The sequence below is a fragment of the Corallococcus llansteffanensis genome (assembly GCF_003612055.1).
GTDB classification, from domain to species: Bacteria; Myxococcota; Myxococcia; order Myxococcales; family Myxococcaceae; genus Corallococcus; species Corallococcus llansteffanensis.
The window spans coordinates 1-1,766 of record NZ_RAWB01000971.1 but is presented as its reverse complement, the minus strand read 5'-3'; the positions used below and the strand labels follow the sequence as shown (position 1 = coordinate 1,766).

Annotated in this window: 2 protein-coding genes and 1 pseudogene; all 3 read left to right on the top strand. The window is 69.3% G+C overall.

Features of this window, described 5'->3' with window-relative positions:
* Positions 1-167: 167 nt before the first annotated feature.
* Positions 168-734, top strand: coding sequence for a hypothetical protein (locus D7V93_RS42590; protein WP_120648633.1), 567 nt, complete (start codon positions 168-170; stop codon positions 732-734).
* A 5-nt stretch (positions 735-739) separates the two neighbouring features.
* Positions 740-1,555: a hypothetical protein gene (locus D7V93_RS42585; protein WP_120648632.1), complete on the top strand. Its 816-nt coding sequence runs from the start codon at positions 740-742 to the stop codon at positions 1,553-1,555.
* A gap of 14 nt (positions 1,556-1,569) precedes the next feature.
* Positions 1,570-1,766, top strand: a pseudogene (locus D7V93_RS42580) (penicillin-binding protein activator LpoB); the annotation flags it as partial.

The window sequence follows — 1,766 nt, the reverse complement described above, 5'->3', positions numbered from 1 at the left end:
GGGACGTGGAGACCGCCACCGCCGGTGCCCCGGAGCCCCGGGCGTGAAGAAGGGGCGCCTGGAAGAACAGGCGCTTGCACGGACGTTCGCCACACGATGAATATGTCGGCCGGCGCGCCGTACTACGCGCACAGAGCAATCGCACCCACGCTTGGGGAGTCCAACAGATGAAGCGTCCTGTCACGTTGTGCGGAGCCCTGGCGCTCCTGGCTGTCGCCGCGCCGCTGACCGCGAGCGCCCAGGAGCGTGACGGTCGCACCGACGGGCCCGAGGAGTCGGAGTACGGCAAGGGGGGCTACGGCGACAACCGCCGGGGCGTCTCGCTCCAGTTCGACTGGGGCGCCGCCATCAACTCCCAGGAGAACCCCGCGGGCGCGCCGGAAGGCCCGCCGCTGTTCGTGGGCGCCACCGTCTCCCTCTGGGGAGATGACTGGTACCGCCTGGACGTCAGCGGCGCCTACATCTTCGACGGCGGGCGCTTCGTCGGCAACGTGGGCCCCACCTTCCGCACCTGGGGCTGGCCGGTGGCCTTCACCGCCGGCCTCAAGGCGGGCGCCATCGTCATCCCGGAGGGGGAGGGCCTGAGGTTCGCCCTGTCGCCGCAGATTGGCGCGGAGATGTTCCTGGGCCGCCGCGACCGCATCCTCATGGGGCTGCACTACTCGCCGGACATCCCCATCGGGGGTGGAGGAGTGACGAACCGGTTGTTCATGAACATCGGATACCGGTTCTGACCGCCATGATCGCCCAACTGCTCGCCGCCGCCGTCGCGCTGACCGCCGCCCAGGCACCCCGCGCCGCGCCTCCCTCCGTGTCCCTGCCGTTCCCGTCCGGGGACGTGCAGACCTACAACATCATCCAGTGGGACCCGAACCAGCTGCCGCGCATCTACGAGCGCTCGGATCAGCTGCCCCTCACCGACGAGGAGCTGACCAAGCTGTCCCAGGCCGGCTTCGAGCCCGCGCAGCTGGTGAAGATGATCGAAGAGCGCCGCTGCGCGTGTGACGCGAGCGCGGACGGCCTCATCCGCCTGAAGAAGGCGGGCGTGGACAAGACGGTGCTGGCGGCGGTGTCGCGCCAGGCGCTCGCGCCCAACCGTCAGTTGGATCTGCTGGTGACGCTGGACTTCACCGGCGAGAGCCGCACCGCGCGCGAGGCGTTCCTCTACTTCTTCGTGGACGACGGGGACATCACCCGCGTCTTCTCCGCGAACCTCCCGGAGCTGCTGCAGCGGCGCAACACGCATGAGACGATGGTGGACCGCAGCGACATCGTGATTGCCCGCACGGTGCGCCGCATCCAGCTCGCGGGCCGCGTGCCGCTCAAGACGTACGGCGCGCACCGCGTGATGGTGGCCGCCAGCGCCAGCCCCACGCTCACGCACCCCTCGCAGCTGTCCGCGCAGGAGCGCGCGAAGGCGCAGTCGTACACCTTCGACTATCCGCGCAGCTCGCTGCAGAGCCTCTGCCGGTTGACGGCCGGCTACCGCCGCGACGCGGTGCTTGCCTACAAGTGGAACTTCGAAGGCAGCCGCTTCGAATGCGAATGGAACTAGGAGTCAACCCGACCATGAACACCCGCCGCCTGTTGCTGTCCGCCCTCGTCGCCGTGTCGCTCGCCGGCTGCTATGGGCCCCGCGCCTATACGCGTGGCACCTACGAGGACCCCAACACCATCGAGATGCTGGGGGACCGCTTCAACGAGAACGACCTCCAGCTCATCGCGAAGAAGATGGCCGAGTCGCTCGCCAGCGCCCCGCGCTTCGC

What these genes read in the sequence shown, in the direction of transcription:
- D7V93_RS42585 (WP_120648632.1), top strand. Translation starts at nt 740, where the DNA reads ATGATCGCCCAACTGCTCGCCGCCGCCGTCGCGCTGACCGCCGCCCAG.
- D7V93_RS42590 (WP_120648633.1), top strand. Translation starts at nt 168, where the DNA reads ATGAAGCGTCCTGTCACGTTGTGCGGAGCCCTGGCGCTCCTGGCTGTC.